General features: G+C 40.6%; 20 protein-coding genes. 1 reads left to right on the forward strand and 19 read right to left on the reverse strand.

All coding sequences use genetic code 11. The features are described 5' to 3' along the window. The first annotated feature begins 54 nt into the window (after window positions 1-54). On the forward strand, window positions 55-186 hold the full coding sequence (locus tag LQ188_RS12265) for a YpzI family protein (RefSeq protein ID WP_101222431.1): 132 nt from the start codon (window positions 55-57) through the stop codon (window positions 184-186). Window positions 187-251: 65 nt separating this feature from the next. Here LQ188_RS12265 and fni read toward each other — a convergent pair whose 3' ends face one another. The 19 genes from fni to LQ188_RS12360 form a co-directional block, all read right to left on the reverse strand. Further along, on the reverse strand, window positions 252-1298 hold the full coding sequence (gene fni, locus LQ188_RS12270) for a type 2 isopentenyl-diphosphate Delta-isomerase (protein WP_101223450.1): 1047 nt from the start codon (window positions 1296-1298) through the stop codon (window positions 252-254). Between the two features lie 19 nt (window positions 1299-1317). Further along, window positions 1318-2457: a 30S ribosomal protein S1 gene (gene rpsA / locus LQ188_RS12275; protein WP_101222432.1), complete on the reverse strand. Its 1140-nt coding sequence runs from the start codon at window positions 2455-2457 to the stop codon at window positions 1318-1320. 214 nt (window positions 2458-2671) lie between these two features. Next, window positions 2672-3259: a lysophospholipid acyltransferase family protein gene (locus LQ188_RS12280; RefSeq protein WP_202190568.1), complete on the reverse strand. Its 588-nt coding sequence runs from the start codon at window positions 3257-3259 to the stop codon at window positions 2672-2674. Next, window positions 3256-3930 (reverse strand): (d)CMP kinase, encoded by a 675-nt coding sequence (cmk, locus tag LQ188_RS12285; protein WP_230176957.1) that lies wholly within the window; start codon window positions 3928-3930, stop codon window positions 3256-3258. Before cmk ends, LQ188_RS12280 begins: the two co-directional genes overlap by 4 nt. Window positions 3931-4281: 351 nt before the next feature. Then, on the reverse strand, window positions 4282-4479 hold the full coding sequence (locus LQ188_RS12290) for a YpfB family protein (protein ID WP_101222433.1): 198 nt from the start codon (window positions 4477-4479) through the stop codon (window positions 4282-4284). A 66-nt stretch (window positions 4480-4545) separates the two neighbouring features. Continuing rightward, complete coding sequence (locus LQ188_RS12295; protein ID WP_230176958.1) at window positions 4546-5205, reverse strand: PilZ domain-containing protein; 660 nt, start codon at window positions 5203-5205, stop codon at window positions 4546-4548. Between the two features lie 161 nt (window positions 5206-5366). Next, window positions 5367-6722: a germination protein YpeB gene (gene ypeB, locus LQ188_RS12300; protein ID WP_230176959.1), complete on the reverse strand. Its 1356-nt coding sequence runs from the start codon at window positions 6720-6722 to the stop codon at window positions 5367-5369. Window positions 6723-6736: 14 nt separating this feature from the next. Further along, window positions 6737-7573: a spore cortex-lytic enzyme gene (gene sleB, locus LQ188_RS12305; RefSeq protein ID WP_230176960.1), complete on the reverse strand. Its 837-nt coding sequence runs from the start codon at window positions 7571-7573 to the stop codon at window positions 6737-6739. Window positions 7574-7698: 125 nt separating this feature from the next. Next, entirely contained in the window at window positions 7699-8385 is a 687-nt protein-coding gene (gene prsW, locus LQ188_RS12310; RefSeq protein ID WP_101222437.1) for a glutamic-type intramembrane protease PrsW, read from the reverse strand. A 97-nt stretch (window positions 8386-8482) separates the two neighbouring features. After that, a complete protein-coding gene (locus LQ188_RS12315; protein WP_101222438.1) occupies window positions 8483-9448 on the reverse strand; it encodes an asparaginase in 966 nt (321 codons plus the stop codon). A 26-nt stretch (window positions 9449-9474) separates the two neighbouring features. Continuing rightward, window positions 9475-10443 carry a YpdA family putative bacillithiol disulfide reductase gene (locus LQ188_RS12320; RefSeq protein ID WP_101222439.1) on the reverse strand — a complete coding sequence of 323 codons (969 nt, stop codon included), beginning with the start codon at window positions 10441-10443 and terminating at the stop codon, window positions 9475-9477. Between the two features lie 152 nt (window positions 10444-10595). Then, window positions 10596-11873, reverse strand: a complete 1278-nt coding sequence (locus tag LQ188_RS12325) for a Glu/Leu/Phe/Val dehydrogenase (RefSeq protein WP_048681753.1) — start codon at window positions 11871-11873, stop codon at window positions 10596-10598. A gap of 269 nt (window positions 11874-12142) precedes the next feature. Then, entirely contained in the window at window positions 12143-12718 is a 576-nt protein-coding gene (locus LQ188_RS12330; protein WP_101222440.1) for a genetic competence negative regulator, read from the reverse strand. 89 nt (window positions 12719-12807) lie between these two features. Continuing rightward, entirely contained in the window at window positions 12808-13701 is an 894-nt protein-coding gene (locus tag LQ188_RS12335) for a MerR family transcriptional regulator (RefSeq protein ID WP_230176961.1), read from the reverse strand. A 98-nt stretch (window positions 13702-13799) separates the two neighbouring features. After that, window positions 13800-14615: a metallophosphoesterase gene (locus tag LQ188_RS12340; RefSeq protein WP_230176962.1), complete on the reverse strand. Its 816-nt coding sequence runs from the start codon at window positions 14613-14615 to the stop codon at window positions 13800-13802. 94 nt (window positions 14616-14709) lie between these two features. Continuing rightward, on the reverse strand, window positions 14710-15168 hold the full coding sequence (locus LQ188_RS12345; RefSeq protein WP_034308074.1) for a YpbF family protein: 459 nt from the start codon (window positions 15166-15168) through the stop codon (window positions 14710-14712). A 142-nt stretch (window positions 15169-15310) separates the two neighbouring features. After that, window positions 15311-16093 (reverse strand): LysM peptidoglycan-binding domain-containing protein, encoded by a 783-nt coding sequence (locus LQ188_RS12350; RefSeq protein WP_101222444.1) that lies wholly within the window; start codon window positions 16091-16093, stop codon window positions 15311-15313. Continuing rightward, window positions 16071-16697 (reverse strand): CPBP family intramembrane glutamic endopeptidase, encoded by a 627-nt coding sequence (locus LQ188_RS12355; RefSeq protein ID WP_101222445.1) that lies wholly within the window; start codon window positions 16695-16697, stop codon window positions 16071-16073. Before LQ188_RS12355 ends, LQ188_RS12350 begins: the two co-directional genes overlap by 23 nt. Next, window positions 16687-18189 (reverse strand): ATP-dependent DNA helicase RecQ, encoded by a 1503-nt coding sequence (locus LQ188_RS12360; RefSeq protein WP_230176963.1) that lies wholly within the window; start codon window positions 18187-18189, stop codon window positions 16687-16689. Before LQ188_RS12360 ends, LQ188_RS12355 begins: the two co-directional genes overlap by 11 nt.

Here is an 18189-nt window from a genome sequence, read left to right on the forward strand (position 1 = left end):
CACGGCATTTAATGAGGAAACCTTTGTCCTATCATTAAAAAAGGAGGTGTAAACATGGGAAAAGATCGGCAAGAGAAGAAATTGAAAGAAAGTAAACGGGTGGAGTCCGACAGGGACCAATCACTGGAGCATAAAGGAGCAACTAGAATGGAAAGCCCTGAAGAGGCTCGAAAAAGGAATAGTTAAGTCTATCCCTGAACAAAAAGAAGCATCTCAATCCGTTCAATTGAGATGCTTCTTTTTCTGGTCATTCATTTAGCATATGCCGAACAATCAATGCCTCTTTGAGATAACCAATGATAGGTATTGCCCTTGATGACTAATTTCGATTTCCTTAGGTCTGAGATATTACCGCACCCGAGCGCAGTCATGATGATCTTTAAATCTTCATGTATGTAATTTATTTCTTTAATCAGTTGTTCCAAGCCCAGCTCTTTATAGAGCTTGAGGAAATGCCCGGCCAAGCCGACACCCTTCGCTCCTAATGCCAGGCTTTTTGTAATTTCCAGAGGACTTTGAATTCCGCCTGATCCAATGACTGATAGCTGTGGTGAAACATTAACTGCTTCGACGATCGAAGCGGCTGTCGGTATGCCCCATTCATTGAAATATCCGAGTATTTTTGCGCGTCTCTCATTCTCGATTTTAGCAAAATTCGTTCCGCCAAACCCGCCTACATCAATGATCGAAATACCAATAGAATGTAATTGCTGCACCGTTTCCATACTCATCCCAAATCCAACCTCTTTTACGATGACAGGGATTCCGATCGTTCTATTGATTTTTTCAATTCTCGAAAGGGTACCGGCAAAATCCCTGTCCCCTTCAGGCATCGTCAATTCTTGAATTACATTGATATGAATCTGAAGGGCATCTGCCCCGATCATATCGCTGGCCCGCTTAGCCTGTTCGACTGTTGCTTCTCCACCGAGATTACCAATCAACACACCATTAGGATTTTCCTGCCTTACAACTTTAAAAGAAGCCTGCTGGCTAGAATCCTTGATGGCTGCCATTTGAGATCCGACCGCCATGGCGATTCCTGTTTCCCGAGCAGCAATGGCTAGGTCACCATTCAATTTTTCGGTTTCAGGGCCCCCGCCCCCGGTCATGGCATTTATGAAAATTGGCGAACTTAATTCAAGTCCGCCAACTTCTGCTGTGAGGTTCACATTATTCAAGGAAATACCTGGTAAGCTTTGGTGAATAAACGAAATATCTTCTAATCCTGTTTTATGCTGCTGCCCTGTCTTTAGCGCAAATTCTATATGATCTAATTTTCGTTGTTTTCTCTCCAAGGACATCACCATTATTATCTTATTTTAGTTTTTTCAATTGATCGCCGATCATTTCACCTAGCTGAAAGCCCTTCGATTCCTCAGGGATCTCATAATCCGATGTATTGTAATTAGCTTGAGGTTCTTCAAGTTCCTTAATGCTCAATGATAGACGTTGATCCGTTTCATTGACTTCCAGTACCTTCACTTCGACAGACTGACCTTCTTTAAGCACTTCTTGCGGCGTGGCAATATGCTTGTGGGAAATCTGGGAAATATGAACAAGCCCTTCCACCCCTGGGAAAATCTCCACGAATGCTCCGAAAGAAACAAGGCGTTTGACGATCCCTTCCAGTGTAGAGCCTTTGGCCGCTTTTTCTGCAATGCCTGCCCAAGGTCCCGGAAGGGTATCTTTAATGGAAAGTGAGATCCTTTCGTTATCACGGTCGATGGATAGTACTTTAACTTGCACTTTATCCCCTTCGGAAACGACATCGGATGCCTTGTCGACATGCTGATGGGAAAGCTGGGAAATGTGGACAAGACCGTCTACGCCCCCAATATCCACGAATGCACCAAAATCGGTAATCCTTTGGACCACGCCCTCAAGCACTTGCCCGCTTTCAATCTTATCCAAAACGTTTGCTTTTTGCTTTTCCTTTTGTTCTTGGACGACTGCCCGATGCGAGAGGATTAAGCGATTCTTGTCTTTCTCAAGTTCAACGATCTTGAATGTTAAAGTTTTGTTTTTGTAATCAGAAAAATCTTCAACGAAATAGTCTTCTACTAGAGAAGCCGGAACAAAACCACGTACGCCTAGATCTACAACAAGCCCGCCTTTGACGACATCTTTAACTTCAGCCTCAAATACGTCTCCATTTTCAAATTTCAATTCCAGGTCATCCCATGCTTTAAGAGCGTCAATTTTACGTTTTGATAGAATGAGAGCTTCTTCTTCGACCTTAATGACTTCCAGCTCCAATGCATCACCTTCCGAAACGGCATCTGACGCCTTTTCGACATGAAGGCTTGAAAGCTCACTGATTGGTATGATTCCATCAGTCTTGCTGTTTTCCACATCAACAATGACCTGTTTTTCTTCTACCTTTGAAACGGTTGCTTTAACTTGATCCCCAACTTTGTAATTGTTCACTTCTACCTGGTTCATATCTTCTGTCATTACTAACTCCTCCTTAACCCATGACTGATCAGCAAAATTCCTCTTCATCGGCCACATTTTTTATTTAAAGTGGTTCAATAAAAACACTTTCCTAATAAAGATAAAAACAGTTTTTTTAGAGTAATAAAGTTATATTCCTTTTTATCGGCAATAAGGAACAATACCCTTATTTTATAAATTCTAACAAAATCAGAAAATTGTCAAGTATGAAGGACTATTTATGCTCGGAAATCAATTTCCCGATTTGGTCCATGATGATTTTGGTAGCTTCATCGGCTGATATTTTCTGTTCGCGATATTCAGTAAAATTTATTGGAGGACCGTAAACGACCTTCAACGGACGCAAAAATTTATATGGGCCGATGATTGCACATGGTATGATAACGGCATCAGACCGCAAAGCGAAAAATCCAGCACCCGCCAACCCTTCTCCCAATTCACCAGTCTTGCTTCTGGTTCCCTCGGGAAACAGTCCGATCGCCTTGCCCTCCTTCAAAAGCTTTAAACCTTTTCTCAGGGATTCCCGATCGCTATTGCCTCGCTTCACGGGAAATGCATTTACTCTGGGTAATATACCCTTTAAAACAGGTGCTTGAAACAACTCTTCTTTCGCCATGAAATGAATATCCCTAGGAGATGTCATTCCAACTACGGGCGGATCAAAATTATCAATGTGATTGGCACAGATCAATACTCCGCCCTCTTTAGGGATATGTTCCTTTCCGAGCGCTTTAACCCTAAACGAAGGCGTTAAAACGCCTTTTACGATGTTCTTGGCAAATGTGTAAAAATCCAATGTCATCTTTTCCTCTCTTCTATTAAAGACATGATACTTTCTGCAACTTCCTGAATCGATAATGAAGTCGTGTCGATTTCGATAGCATCCGCAGCCTTTTTCAGTGGCGATACCTCGCGTTCCGAGTCCAGCTTGTCCCTTGTTGCAATTTCCTCCCTTAACTTTTCAATATCTGAAGGAAAACCTTTCAATAAATTTTCCTGATGCCTCCGCTGTGCCCTTTCGTCCACAGATGCGATAAGAAATACCTTAACTTCGGCGTTGGGTAAAACATGCGTACCAATATCCCTGCCATCCATGACGACACCGCCATTTTCACCAAAGATTTGCTGCCTGCGAACCAATTCTTCCCGGATGCTTCGGTGCTTTGCCACTTCCGATACGGAACCAGTCACTTCATTATTCCTGATTTGGGCTGTCACGTCCTCATTATCCAAGAACACCAACTGTCCATTTTCACTTGGTCTTAATTCGATTTCCGTATTGATGAGAACTTCTGATAACGCTGGTTCATCATCAAGAAGAATCTTTTGATTAAGGGCCTTATAGGTAAGGGCCCTATACATTGCACCTGTATCCACATATATGTAATTAAACTTTTCTGCAACAATTTTAGCAACCGTGCTTTTTCCAGCAGCAGCTGGTCCATCGATTGCGACTGATAATTTTTTTTCCATAAATCCTCCCAAGAATCCTACAATCATGCTGATTATTTAGTACCCTTTCATTTTATCACAACTAGCGGGAAAATCATTAATAAAAGGGATGTGTAGGTTCAAAATCACCTTAGTTCTTTTTTTATCACTACAGCCATCAATAGTTATCCTTTTTTGAAAATCTTCATACAAAAAAGCGGATCACCGCTTCAGACTGTAGACAATTCATAGAAAAACGAGTTTGCCTGCAGTATTATCATTAAATTGTTCAATCTAGGTAGTGGTTTTTTCCATATAAAAAGGAAAATAAATATCACTTCTAAATCACGGTTCGGAGGAGATTCCTAACCTCATTTTGTCGACAAGATGAAATTAATCACCGCTTTTACTATCGGTCCCATTGAATGTTTCAATGATTTTCGTATAATTATTGCTGGTGACACCTTCATATCTCGAGAGCTTGGTCAAATCAATGATTTGATCCTCCCTGCTCAAAAGGAACTGGAAAAAAAATAAGCAGGCCAATTGAATGATGATCACTTTAATTAATAGTCTTTCAAATGTTTTCATAAGCCGCACCCTCCATCTGTTTATATTAGCAGTATGGATGGAATCGCTGTTTTTCATTCAATCATGTTAAACGTGCATGCCTTTTTTCTTTAATTCGACCTGCTTTTCAAATATAAACCTCATTAATGTCTGTACATCATTTTTTGTAGGTTCAAGAAATTTGACGTGCAGCAGCATATTTCCATGCTCTTTCTCCGTTACGCGAATGATTTTGCTTTTTAACCTTAAATAATGAATCTCACCTGATTTAAGCGTGAGCGCCATCCACAGGTATAAGTGGGAAACCGATGGTATATCAGTGCCTTTTAAAAGCCTTATCGAAGCCCCGCCTGCACTTATATCCTCTGTTAATGCGCGAAAAGGGGGAAACTCGGAATGTTCTGGATGAATGGCTGTATCCAGGGTCACATCCAGGCGCACGTATTGCCTCCGTTGGATTTTCACAAACGTTTCTGCTTCGGGCAGCAAAATTTGCATCATGGGTATCCTGCCTTTCACTTTTCCAAGCACTTCAGAATCAAATATATAAACAGCCTGCTCTTCATTGGAAAATGTGACGTTCAATAGTGTCCCGTCCATAAGGAATGCAGTTTTAGCAGTCTCTAAATTGATGGGAAAGTCGGTATAGACACAGCCATGTCCCATTTCGACAACCATACAATTGAACTTTTCCTTCTGTGATGAGTATTTCGGTTCGAGCATTAATATATCACCAATTTTAAACATTGTTATCCACGTCCTTTGACAGAAAGGGAACTACGTAATATTACCTATTGATTTCCCATATTATCCAATGATCATTTACGTTATTATGCCATGAAATAAGAAAAAGGGAAAGTGACTAAGCACTTTTCCCTACAACTAATGATTCATGATAACAATTAACATTAAATTAAATTCTCGTATATCGGTTCGGAATTCTTTAATTTTTCCACCTTTTCTTCTTGACCGGTATCTGCATTAATGAAAATACGGTAGGTATCATCTTTAATCGTACCGAGAAATTCATAACATAGGACTTCTTCACCAATATCATTGGTGATTAACGCCTTTCCTTCTTCCATTATTTTTACATTACTGTTGATTTTGTCCTTAGCTTCTTTCTCGGATATGTTCGGATTCGCTAATTCCCTGGTTTTATGTGATTTTAAATACTCGTCGGCTGAAAATCCAATAATTGATCCATCATCCAATGCGACTTTGACCTTGACTGAATCCGGGTAAATCTTGACGCCATTTTCTGATGTCACGAAATTCAATAACGCGATATTATCGTACTGAGCACTTTCAAATAATTCAAGTGAACTGAAATCATGTTCCTTTAAAAATTCTTCGGCTTTTGTATAGGCTTGATTCAAATCAATATTTGTTTTGTTCACGTCCCTATTATTGATATACCAAATAGGGTAACCGCCTTTTTTTGTCAAATCCATATTCAATTCGGTATCGGAATCTTTATCGAGGATGCTCACACTATAAAATCCAAAATCGGAACCTTTTCCGTTTTCCTCCACATTCACCTGCAAATTTCTGCTTTTTGAGTGTGCATAGTTTTTAGCTGTCGCAATGGCTTCTTTTTTTGTTATGGTTTCACCTTGCAAATTTTTAAAGTTTTCATCCCTCTGTTGTGCAGATGTAAAAGTCGGATTCATCTCATTCGTTTCGCCGTACCCAGATACTTTTTTCTCCACCGTCTTTAATCCGTCGATGATCGTGTTATCCGAATTTTCTTTCCCTGATGCAAGAGCCATTTCGACATCCATCCATCTTAAATTGTTTTTCAGGACTAGATATTGCACTTTTCTTAACTCGCCCTGGATGTCCCCTGCCTGTGTGTACAAGGATTGTAGAGTCGCATATTCCTTATCATTCAATGGTTCTTTTTCAAGGTCACGTACCGCTGTTTTATAACTGAAGTCTGCAATTTTCGATAAAAATTCTTCTGTCTTATTAAAAGGAAGCAAGGTCAATGGCAACTGCCCGACATCACTTTGGGCTTCGGAAGTGATACGCCAAACATCCGTTAAAGCCGGACTTAATGAATAACGTGAATTCATGGCCAAAGTACCGCCGACCTTATCATGCAATAAATCCACTTGATAGCTTAAATCATGAAAGGCTCGCTGATACGTATTTTCAGCGTTGATTAATACAGCATTTTTTTCCTTATGTTCTTGATAGCCCCAAAATGCAGTTCCCGCAACAACTACAACAAGCAGGGCAATCACTATATTCCTGATCATTTTCCTTCACCTCTTTACTTACAAAAGATATGTTTTCCGATTCTTTTAATTTGTTCCCTTGACCAGATCCATTTGCTTGTTGCCGTGTCGGGGTTAAAATAATATTCTGCATTACCGCTTGGATCCCATCCATTGATAGCATCCACCACGGCTTCTTTCGCCCTTTCGTTCGGTGTCAGCCAAATTTGTCCATCCGCAACAGCCGTAAAGGCCCCAGGTTCAAAAATCACTCCTGAAATGGTATTAGGAAAAGCAGCACTTTCCACTCGATTCAGTATTACTGCCGCAACGGCAACCTGACCTGTATATGGCTCCCCTCGTGCTTCTCCATAAACTGCATTGGCCATCAACTGTATATCGTTTTGAGAATATCCTCCTGGAAGATTGGCTGTAGTTGTTTTGGAAGGAGCTTTTCCGGAAGCGGCCCCTCCAGACGTAGTGCCATTTCCTTTCGCTTTTACCTGATTTTCAATGGGGACTCCCCCATAATAGGTGAACTCGTTCCCTTTATTGATCTGTTCGTGAACAAATTCTTTATTGAAATTAGAGGCATTCGTCAACTTCTGTTTTGTTGTAGTCCCTGCCAAACCATCTATTGGAAGCCCGAAATCTTGTTGAAAATTCCGAAGTGCCCAATAAGTTCCCCATCCATAGGCTCCATCAATCTTTCCATTATAGTAACCGATGTTTTGTAGGCGTGCCTGCAGTTCAATTACATCGTCTCCAACCGCACCTTTTTGAATGGTTTGGCTCGAAAAGGCGTTTGTTCTTGTTTCCGGGTAAATTCCGAAACAAATAGTAATACACGAAAACAGCAAAAGCCATTTCCAATTTGACGAAATTCCTTTCATCAAAAACACTCCTCTTTTTCTTGAATTAATGTAATTCTATTTTCTTCTTTACTGGCTTTTTTATTCCAAACATAAAAAAAACGGAGCGGGCAAAATATGCCAGCACTCCGTTTTGATAGTATTCTTCATTTGCTAAGGAATTGATTTTGAGAAAGTTTTTCAGCATGAAAGTCAGACAACAAACGTGCTTTCTTTACTTTTTTCATGCCTAGCCACCATAGATAAATCATGAATGGCATGATAAAGTACACCCAAAATTTTTGGGAAACTAAAATATAATCGTAAACCCCATGTAACGAAATTGGTATGATCAATGCCAATGATAAATAGACCTTATTATTCGATGCTGAAAATTTCGCCTTGCCCAAATAATATCCCATGATCACACCGAACAAAGCGTGACTGGATACAGGGAGAATGGCCCTGAGAAAAGCATGTTCCACCCCGTTGGCCAACAGGTACAAAATATTCTCCATTGTAGCGAATCCAAGGGAGACTGCAGCTCCGTAAACAATCCCATCATACGGCTCATCGAATGCTACATGCTGATAAATGACATAAATGAGTATGAACCACTTGAAGAATTCCTCAAGCAGTGCAGCCCATAAAAAAGCATTTGCTAAATCGGTATTCAAGATATGTTCGGTTTCGAGCACATACTGTATGAACATAATCGGCAATACAAGAAAGACACCGAATAAAAATGTTTTGACCACAACCGATATCGGTTCGGTTTCATATTGATCTTTCAAATAAAAATAGCTCAGTAGCGCCAATCCAGGCGCAATGGCCGCTGACAACATGACCAGCATTAGCTGACCCTCTTTTCATCTTCGTTTCCTTAATCGTACCATGGAATGAAGAAAAACTGAATCCAAGAATCAAGTCTTCCAAATTTTATTTTATCCTTCAGTATTTAAAGAAGGTCTCATCTATAGTGTTTTCGCTTGCCAGCATGACAGCTAACTTGATCCGGGCCTTCTTGCTGTCATAGTCTGCGCCTAATATCACACCGCGTTGTTTTAGATCAAATGCGCTGCCTTCATAATCATAAGCTGGGTAAACTTTTCCTTCTTCCGCACTTGTAGTCATGATGATCGTTATGCCTTTATCGATTGCAGCCTGTATGGAAGTTACCATTACAGGGGTAACCTGTCCCCTTCCTACACCCTCGAGCACGATGCCTTTCGCACCGTTTGCAACCGCAGCATCAATAAAGAGGCCATCAGCGCCTGTATGGCACTTGATGATATCCACCCTGGGAATGCAATCCCCAATATCATAACACTCCCTATGTAATGGTTTTTGATAGATGCTGACGACATCATTATCAATTATCCCCAAATATCCATAGCCAAAAGATACGAACCCCTGCAAATTGGAAGCATGAACTTTTTTGACATACTTGGCTGAATAGATCCGCTCATTAAAAACGACTACTACTCCGACATCCCTTATAAGATCACTCGCAGCGCATAATATCGAATTCCTTAGATTGGAGTATACATCGGTGCCCACGTCTTGAGGAGAACGTTGTGAGCCGGTTATTACGATTGGACGTTGATCCTTAGTCGTGACATCAAGGAAATAAGCCGTTTCCTCAAGTGTATCCGTACCGTGGGTCACGACGATTCCCGTAACATCAGGATCCTCCAATTCCTTTTGAATGGCTGATTTAAGCTGCTGCATTTTCTCGAAGGACATGGACATGCTTGAAATCTGGAAAAGATCAACCACTTTAACCTCGATATCGTTGGGCAATTCGCAAAGTGCTGCCAATTCATGGCCAGTCAATGCACCAGAGGCCAACATACCATTCGCTGTTGCTTTACTGGCAATAGTCCCACCAGTCGTTATTAATGATATTTTTTCCATACGGTCCCAGCTCCTTATTTATATAATCACTTTTCTTTAACAGCCAAATGATAAGCAATCAATCCACCATGGAACCTGCCGTTCTCGATGAAGATTTCGTTCGCATTATTTCCGGCTGCCAGAACTCCTGCAATATAAAGACCTTTAACGTTCGTCTCCATCGTTTCCTCGTTATATGCGGGCCTTCCAGTCTCCTTATCAATAGTAATGCCCATTGAAGCTAAAAATGAATGATCAGGATGGTATCCAGTCATAGCAAATACAAAATCATTTTTAATGACTTTTTCCTCATCGCCGACATGATAGATGACGCTGTCTTCCGTTATCCTGTCAACATTCGCATTAAACTCCATCTTGATCGTTCCATTGCGTACCAATGATTCGAATTCGGGAAGGATCCAAGGTTTGACACTTCGAGAGTAATCCGATCCTCTATAAAGGACTGAAACCCTTGCTCCTGATTTGACCAATTCCAGAGCTGCATCCACGCTTGAGTTTTTGCCACCGATGACGGCAACATCACAATTAAAGTAGGGGTGGCCCTCCTTGAAGTAATGAAACACTTTTGGAAGCTGTTCACCCGGTATGCACATATAGTTCGGATGATCATAGTATCCGGTCGATACGATGACATGCAGAGCAGTATAGTCACTCTTCGATGTCTTGACTAAAAATTTCCCATCTTCACGCTTTTCCACTTTCTCCACTTTTTCGAATTTATTGACCCGCAATTCTTTCCTTCTGACTACCTCCCTATAATAGGCTAGCGCTTGATTGCGGACCGGTTTACGGTTTTCGATTATAAAAGCGATATCACCAATCTCCAGTTTTTCACTCGAACTGAAAAATGTTTGATGTGTCGGATAACGGTAAATGGAATCAACCACATTGCCTTTTTCAATAATCAGGGACTGTATTCCCACTTCTTTAAGAGCGATTGCAGCAGCCAATCCACAAGGGCCCCCACCTATGATAATGACTTCTTCAACATTCATCTTTATTCCACTGCCTTTCCATGCACTATGTAATTCGTTCGTCTAAATATAAAAAACTCCTATCAATACATGATAGGAGTTTTTACAAATCATTTCAATGATAAAGCAATGAACATGATTTTAACTATAAATTAATACATGATTTGAAGTTTTTAGATCCAACCGCGGAAGCGAGAAGCTTCAGCCATTTTTCTTACGCCAATCATATAAGCAGCTAGGCGCATATCTACACGTCTTGATTGTGCAAGTTCATATATATTATTAAAGGATTTCACAAGGATTTTTTCCAGCTTTTCGTCCACTTCTTCTTCAGACCAGTAATACCCTTGGTTATTTTGTACCCATTCGAAGTAAGAAACCGTAACACCACCAGCAGAAGCAAGGACATCAGGAACAAGAAGGATTCCGCGATCCGTTAGGATTTGTGTCGCTTCAATTGTTGTTGGTCCGTTAGCTGCCTCGACAACGATCGATGCTTTGATATCTGCAGCATTTTCTTCAGTGATTTGGTTTTCAATTGCAGCCGGAACTAGAATATCACATTCCAATTCAAGCAGTTCTTTATTAGAAATTGTGCTTTTAAACAATTTCGTTACGGTTCCGAAACTATCTCTCCGATCGAGAAGATAATCGATATCCAAGCCTTCAGGATCATGAAGAGCGCCATATGCATCCGAAATCCCAATAACTTTAGCACCAGCGTCGTGCATGAATTTAGCTAAGAAACTACCTGCGTTACCAAAACCTTGAATGACGACCCGTGCCCCTTTAATATCGATGCCGCGTTTCTTGGCAGCTTCATTGATACAAATCGTTACACCCTTGGCAGTCGCTGATTCACGGCCATGGGAACCACCAAGCACTAGCGGTTTACCCGTAATGAATCCTGGCGAGTTGAATTCATCCATACGGCTGTATTCATCCATCATCCAAGCCATGATTTGAGAGTTTGTGAAAACATCAGGTGCCGGGATATCTTTAGTCGGCCCAACGATTTGGCTAATTGCGCGAACATAGCCCCGGCTCAGCCTTTCAAGCTCACGGAATGACATATTACGAGGATCACATACGATACCGCCTTTACCCCCGCCGTATGGCAAATCAACGATGCCGCATTTCAAACTCATCCAAATGGATAATGCCTTCACTTCACGTTCCGTTACATTAGGGTGAAAACGGATACCACCTTTTGTAGGCCCAACAGCATCGTTATGCTGTGCACGGTAACCCGTGAAAATCTTAACCGAGCCATCATCCATGCGGACTGGTATCTTCACCGTTAATAAGCGCAATGGTTCCTTCAACAGCTCAAAAACTTCTTCCGGGTAACCCAGCTTATCCAAAGCTTTATGTATTACAGTTTGGGTAGACCTCAGTACGTCGTGTTTTTCTTCTTCATTTACATGGCTATTGCCTTTTGCCGATTCCATTAAAGTACCTCCTAGAAAATCTCATCCATATATAAAATCTATAATGTACAAATAGTCCTCTTCATGTGCTAGTATACACCTTCGATACAGATATGCAAGAGTAAAAATGGGAATTTAAAAGTTGGAAATATTCTAAAAATGAAAACGTTATCATATCAACTGTTTTCATACACTTTAACCGTATATCTTCTTCGGCCGAGGGCTGAGACAAATAAGGCAAACCGCATTGTTTTTTCCTAATGTGGCTGCCTTGTCTCATTCGTTTTACATCAACTGAAGTGTGTGAGCAAAACATGTATCGCTTCATTTTCGATTATACATGTTCCGTATTCGTTGATGCGGCAGAGTGTCAATGTAGATGCATGGCCATACTCAGCCGCTAAGGATATGACCGTGTCGTAGGTGGTGTCTTTAACATTTTCGATAAGTAAATAGTATCTTCCCTCAAAATGATAAAGAGTACTTTTAAGCAAACCTTGAAAAGATAACCTGTGAGATAATTGGACGATATCTTCAAAGTCATTGAAAACATACAGAATATGGGGGAAGTCATCAATTTTCACTTGTAAATCCAAGTACTCCTCTTCATCTGTCAATAATTCCTCTTCGTCCTTTGTCACAATGATTATCAATCCTTGAGCAGGCAAGGAGAAAATTTCAATTGCAATGGAGCCACTCATTTTAAAGCTGAGTTCTTCGCATGCTTCTTCGACCATATCCTGAAATAGCTTGTGGACCTTTAAGGAATTCCCTAAAATATCTTCTTTTGTAATGCCTCTATCAATTAAATCATCAAGGGTCAAAAAAATCTTGATTTTATTATTGGTTAATCGCTCCAGCTTCATAAAAAAATGCCCCCTGGTTACCATCTTCATACATCATATGAAGCCTTGGTCGCAGGGTGCATATCCATTATTTCGCCTAAGCGGCGCAGCTAACCTTTCAGCCATTCCTCCCATTTAGATTGCGTGTCCCCCATTAAAACTCCGCTGAAGGCCGTACGGTTTTCTTCGGATATATCGCTCAGCGCCGCACCGCCAAGACCCACCTTCAAATCCGGGAAATCCTTTATTAACGATTCAAGCAGCATAAATGTTCCATCAAGATTCTCTTTCAGTGAACATGACATGAATAGGTATGAGGGCTTTATGATGTTTAAAACGGTGAAAAGGTCCTTATCAGCAATGGATTCACCTAAATAAATGGTTTCATACCCTTTCCGCTTCAAAAAAATGGTGAAGACCAACAGTCCAAATTCATGTTTTTCACCGGGAGCACAAACGGTAAGGGCTTTCGGAAGGAAACCATTAGTCGGAATCGCATGCATGACTGAACTGATCCTGGATTTTAGGATGTTCGACGCAAAGTGTTCATGAGCGGAAGTAATTTCTCCCCTTTCCCACTTATCCCCAATCTGAACCAATATTGAACCGAGTATTTCAACTATGGTTTGTTCGATTGTATACATACTGAATGCTTGGCTTATCAGCATATGGGCTTTATTTTCATTGAAATTCAATAGAGCTTCGATTAATTCATCCGATAACTTAATCGCTTGTTCATCCTTACGGTTCGTTTCAGGAACTCCAGGCGCTAGAGTGCCTGTACTTTCGAGAAGTGAAACGGCTTGGCTTATTGTAAAACCTTGCTTTGTTTTAGTAATGAGCCACTTAAGGATTTGCAGATGTTTTTCAGTATACAGCCGGTGCCCCGATTCATTCCTGACAGGTTCGATAAATTTATAGCGCCTTTCCCAAGCCCTAAGGGTTCCCGACTGAATGTCCAGCAGTTTTGATACTGCCTTTATATTATATTTACCTTCTTGCATGGTTTTACAAGGCCTCCAATAACTGTACGATCATTTGATGAAATTATAGTGGATTTTTCAAGGTCTGTAAAATCCCGGTATGCTCGCTTAAAAGCAGCCTAATAGGTTTTTTCCACAGCTTCGCCTATTTCAGTTTCTGTCCCCCTTTTCAGGGTGAAGAGGTGCGTTTCAGGCTTAGCTTCAAGCCTTAAAGGCACTGCGCTTGTCCCATAGCCATTACTCGTCATATATATACAGTCCCCCTCTTTTTTAACGCTTCCGATTTGATAGGGCCCGAATCCGAATATGCGAATCTGCCCGCCATGGGTGTGACCTGACAGGACAAGACTAATATGGTGTTCCGGAGTCAACTGTTTCTTGACCAATGGATTATGGCTCACCAAAATCCGGAAATCTTCATTCCCGCAGTCCGACAGGGCAAGGTCAAGCCTATCACGTTCTTCCGATATATCATCAATGCCCAGAAGAGCGATTTTACTGCCATCCTGAGACTCAAAAGAAACAGCTGTATTATCAAGGATCTTCACCCCATGTTTCAAAAGAGTCGCATCCAGTTCATGGAAGTCGCCTTCATAATCATTATTACCCCAAACAAAATAAAGGGGACCAAGTTCTTTTAGTTTCAATAAATTTTTTTCCACACGTTCTAAGGGAACCCCGCTTTCCCTAATGTCACCGCCGATTATCACCAAATCTGCCTTGTCACGTGTTTCCTCAATCAATTTATCCGCAACGATTCGCCGATGAAGATCGGAAATGAAAAAAATCCGCACATCGCCAAAGCCTTCAGGAAAGTCTTTAAAATATAGGTCTTGAGAAATCACCCTATCTTGCATAGCCGTACGCCACATGTAAAAGATCGTGGCAAATGACAGCAGGATGATGATTAAAAATAATCCAGATAACCATAACATCTTCGTTAAACCTTCTTTCCATCCTTATCCAAACGTACTTTCATATAACCATAAAACGGTATTACCCGCAATTAAATATGATTTAACGCGAACATCATTTATTTTCATGATATAAGTTAATATCATAATTCTTCTTCATCATTTCAAAAACCTTATGGCGATTTTTCCATTCTTCCTCTTTTTCCCACAATTGCTTACTTTTATTAATGATTTCACAGCGTAGCAGTTGAAACTCCTTTTCAGCTTTATCTAGCTTTTTTTTAATTAAAACCATATATCCATATAGACCAATTGCTGCCGCCAAAAAAAGGAAATGGCTAAAATGGTCGACGAAAACACTAAACATACTGAAAAAGGAATAGGAATAAGGTACAACGATATAAAAATAAAGATAAATCATAAAAAGGACAGCAACAATCATGGTTGCCCATAAGCTTTGAAGGTGCTTCTTTTTAAGTGCCTCGAATTTTTTCTTCCGATCCACGACATTTTGCAGCATTTGTTTTGTTGCTTGATCCGTTTTCTCATCCAGTAAAATGATTGTCGATTCCATCGCATTTCCTCCTCTGCTCTTTCAAATCATGATATGAAAGAGTAGAGGAAAAAATGATAATGTACCTGACACGATTGCCTTCATACTTACCGAGTCAAACAATTTTAAAAACACCCTGCCTATAAAAGACAGAGTGCCATCATTATTTCTTGATTGGAATTTTCAATACTTGACCTTTGGAAATTTCATTGCCATTCAGCCCATTCCACTCCCTGATCAGAGCAATCCCTTCCTGTGATTTGTAGTAATTCATGGAAATGCGAAATAATGTTTCTTCACCTTGAACAGTATGTAAGACAACTTTGTATCCCTCTTTATCCGGTTTAGCGGCTTGTACATTTTTCTTTTCTGCTGCTGCTTTCTTTGCCTTTTCCTCAGCTTCTTGCTGTGCTTTGGCCTTTTCCGCTGCTTCTTGCTGTGCTTTGGCCTTTTCCTCTGCTTCTTGCTGCGCTTTGGCTTTAGCCTCAGCTTCTCGCTGCACTTTAGCCTTTTCTTCAGCTTCTTGCTTTGCCTTGGCTTTTTCCTCAGCTTCTTGCTGCGCTTTGGCTTTAGCCTCAGCTTCTTCTTTCTCTTTCTCCGCTTCAGCCTTTGCCGACTCTTTTTCCTTTAAGTCCTCTGCCGTTGCTGTAGTTGGAATCGATTCTTTATCTTCCTCTTTTAAGACGACTTGGTCACTTTTAGTAACAGGTACAGGCCTATCCTGCAGATATGTATAAAGGGTATAAAATCCAATTGGAAGCAAAATAAAAAATAACGCTAATAATTGTATCATTGGGAACTTAATCTTCACTTTACTTTTTTTCTTTTTATTCTGGTGGACTTTGCTGCGCTTGGGCAATGATGATTTAGCCTTCTGACGTTCAATTCGCGAACGAAGTTCACCAGCCTGATCATTTTCTTTTTCATTCTTTTGTACCCGGCTCATTCAAGTCACCCCCTTTCTTGCTCAACCCTCTTTGCTTTTTGTTCCTGATTAAAATACCAAGGATAAAGTCAATCAAAAAGTGGGCCGTAATCGTCACGATGATATTATTAGTCATTTCAAATAGAAAACCGATAAAGAAGCTTAAAACCAAAACATTCAAAAATAAAAACCAATTAAAAAGGTAACGATAATGGACGGCTGCAAAAATGAGGCTCGTAAGAAGCAAACCAAAATGTGTTTGCAGCACTCCACGGAATAATAATTCTTCGCTAATCGCCACCACTAAAGCTACGACAAAAATCATCGGGTATGACAAATTACTGAAAATGCGTTCGTTAATACCACCATCATCCTGATAGGAAGAGGGTGTCACTTTCATAAGCAATAAGTCAAATAGCACGACAATGACTCCTGCGGGAATTCCAATCAGCAAAATGTTCAGGTCATCATAGATAAATAAGTCGAAAAAGGCAGAACGGTCTTTAAATAAAATAATACCTAAAAAGATGGCTAACGTTAAGAGAATAATTTGTGTAAGAAACAAATTAAATAGCAACTGTTTATCTGTAAGTTGTTTAATCATTTCAGCTTGCTTATTTTTCATTGCCATATTCCTTCTTTAATAAGATATAAGCCAATTCCTTTTTCCACGAGGAAAAGGAATTGACCGGATCCACCTTGACTTCCGGCCATACATCAGCCATTTTTTCGGTATCCATCCCACAAATATCACAACAGATGGGATTCACTTCCCGATGCTCTTCTCCAAAGTAGTCCAGTATTCCTAAACGTCGACATTCCGGTGCATAGATCCAGTGCAGGAAGTTATGCAGCTTTTCTTGATTCCTGGATTTCCTCTTTTGACAATACTCTTTCATCGCAGCCACTTGATGTAGGTTATTACCCGTAAACTGGGTAAAAAAACGCAGCTGGACTTCGTTTAACGAAAAGGATTGAGACAGCTGTTCTTTTTCTGAAAGGGTCAAATTCACCGGAATCTTTTGTGATGCATTAAGGAAAGAACATACACCATCGATTTGCGAATCCGAAGGCAACTGCTGCTCCATCAAATGCAGCGGAAGCCCTTCATCCCCTTCGCTATATAATAAGACAGCCACACTTTGCTTACGATCCCGTCCCGCCCTGCCTATCTCCTGAAGATATGCTTCCATCGTCGATGGGATATGAAAATGGATAACATATCTGACATCGGATTTATTCACACCCATTCCAAAAGCACTTGTTGCACATATAATCTTTAACTGGCCAGAAATGAATTGCTGCTGAATCAGCATCCTTTGTTCCTGTTCCATTCCACCGTGATAATAATTGACACTATCAATCCCGTTTTCCTGTAAAAATCCTGTGACAGATTCCGCCACTTTTTTAGAGGAAAAATAAATAATCCCGCTTCCGGTAAATTTCCTGACAAGCTCCAGCACACGTGCTAGCTTCTCATCGTAGCTGAACATTCGCTCGACAATAATTGCGATATTTTCCCGATCAACAGATGAGACTGTTTCATTGACCGGCTCAATATTGAGTTTACCAACGATGTCCCTCCGGACCTCAGCGGTTGCAGTTGCAGTCAGGGCAAGAGTCAACGGATTGTTCAATTCACTCCTCACTTCTCCTAAATTCAAATAATCCGGACGGAAATCATACCCCCATTGTGAGATGCAGTGAGCTTCATCTATGACGAACAAACCTATATCTATGGATTTCAAGGATTTTATTACACCATCCAGGCTTAACATTTCAGGAGATAAAAAGATAAAACGATAACTATGCAACCGGTCGAAAGCTTTCCTTTTTTGATTTAATGTCAAAAAAGAGTTGAGGGTCAATACACTTTTTTCGCCACTCATCTTCAGCTGATCTGCCTGATCCTGCATTAATGATAATAATGGGGAGACAATTAGGACAGTCTTATTTAAAAGATAAGCCGGCAGCTGGTAGCATAATGATTTACCTGATCCGGTCGGTAGCATCGCTAAGGTATGATTGCCGGACATCAATGATTCAACCACTTCCTTTTGTCCAGGACGGAATTCATCAAAACCGAATTTTTCTTTGAGGACTCGTTCTATATTCAT

This window comes from Peribacillus sp. Bi134 (assembly GCF_918698065.1).
GTDB lineage: Bacteria > Bacillota > Bacilli > Bacillales > DSM-1321 > Peribacillus.